This window comes from Dermacoccus sp. UBA1591, from assembly GCF_002322065.1.
In the GTDB taxonomy this organism is placed as follows: Bacteria; Actinomycetota; Actinomycetes; order Actinomycetales; family Dermatophilaceae; genus Dermacoccus; species Dermacoccus nishinomiyaensis.
On the sequence record NZ_DCNR01000036.1, the window covers coordinates 1 to 1,171 of the forward strand.

Consider the following 1,171-nt stretch of genomic DNA (forward strand, 5'->3'; position numbering starts at 1 on the left):
GCGCCACGGCCGCGCCCGACGGGGTGCGCGAGAGCGCCGCCGCCGTGCGCACCTCTTCCCGCCGGCATCCGGGTGTGGCGTTCGTCGCTGTGCTCGACGACGCGGCGCTCGTCGGGGACGTCGAACGCGCGGCCGCGACCGTCGCGCTGCTCGACGCGGGGGCCGACGACGTCATCTCGTGCGCGATCACGCCGGCGGAGCTCGAAGCGCGGGTCAGCGCCGCGGTGCGCCGGGTCAACCGGGCGCAGGGCGGACCGCGGCTGGTGGCGAACGCCGCCGAGGGGAGCCCACCCCACGTGGACGCGGCGCGGCGCGAGCTCGTCGGCGCCGGCGGGCGGGCGGTGATGACCGCGAAGGAAGCCATCGTCATGGGGGTGCTCGTCGGGCGGGATGACGTCGTCAGTCGCGCAGAGTTCGAGGCGGCGCTGTGGACGGGCCAGTGGCGTGGCACACCCAAGGCGGTCGACATGCACATCGCCAAGCTGCGCCCCAAGCTGCGGGTCGCGACGGGCGGGCAGTGGCAGATCGAGACGGTGCGCGGCGCGGGCTTCGTCCTGACGCGGCGCGAGGGCGAGGCCCTCGAGTCGGTGGGGGTGGGCCTCGCCCACCCGGCGACGCCCGCCTGACGACCGCGCCACGCGCGTGACGAATCCGCCGGATAATCTTGGCGCGTGAACCAACCCCAGCCCCATGCGCGCAACGCCACCGAGCCGGACGCTGCGACGCCCGACACCCAGCCCGCCCGCGAGGCGCGCCGCGCGCCGGGCGGATTTCCCGTCGTCGGCATCATCGGCGGCGGCCAGCTCGCCCGCATGTGTGCCGCCCCCGCGGCCGAGCTCGCGCTGACGTTGTCCGTCTTCGCCGAGTCCGACGACGCCGCAGCGGCGCTCGTCGTGCCGCATGCGCCTGTCGGTGACTACCGCGACGCCGAGCAGGTGCGCGAGTGGGCACGCGGGTGCGACGTCGTGACGTTCGATCACGAGCACGTGCCCGCCGACGTGCTCGCTGCGCTCGAGGCCGACGGCGTCGCGCTGCACCCGCGCCCGAGTGCGCTGCGCTTCGCCCAGGACAAGCTCGCGATGCGTCAGCGCCTCAGCGACCTCGACGTGCCGTGCCCCGCCTGGGCTCCCGTTTCCACGAGCGACGAGTTGAGCGCGTTCGGCGAACAGCA

The 1,171-nt window shown here is 75.2% G+C and carries 1 protein-coding gene and 1 pseudogene; both read left to right on the top strand.

Features of this window, described 5'->3' with window-relative positions; genetic code table 11:
- A partial coding sequence (locus tag B2284_RS03820; protein ID WP_286697211.1) for a winged helix-turn-helix domain-containing protein occupies positions 1-626 on the top strand: 626 nt, incomplete at its 5' end.
- A gap of 45 nt (positions 627-671) precedes the next feature.
- Positions 672-1,171, top strand: a pseudogene (locus tag B2284_RS03825) (5-(carboxyamino)imidazole ribonucleotide synthase); the annotation flags it as partial.